The following is a 273-nucleotide window of genomic DNA, read 5'->3' on the forward strand; positions in this document are numbered from 1 at the left end:
CCTGTGCCAGATCGTTCATGCCGCGCAGACCGAGCCACTTGGCAAATTCGGTCAAAGCTGTATCGCTGTGAACCGACGAATGACGCGGCGGGATCGGTGCTGTTTCAACCAGACGCCCCAGATAGAGCGGTCCGCCAGCCTTTGGCCCCGTACCGGATAGACCGCGACCGCCAAATGGCTGCACGCCAACCACAGCGCCAATAACGTTGCGATTGATGTAGAGATTGCCAACGCGGATACGATCCGCAACATGGGCAATCGTTTCATCAAGGC

The 273-nt window shown here is 58.2% G+C and carries 1 protein-coding gene; it reads right to left on the bottom strand.

From position 1 onward, the window contains the following. Nucleotides 1–273: aldehyde dehydrogenase family protein (locus tag HBA93_RS21170; RefSeq protein ID WP_221724581.1), on the bottom strand; the 273-nt coding region annotated here is incomplete at both ends.

It is taken from the genome of Ochrobactrum sp. SFR4, assembly GCF_019730395.1.
Taxonomy (GTDB): Bacteria; Pseudomonadota; Alphaproteobacteria; order Rhizobiales; family Rhizobiaceae; genus Pseudochrobactrum.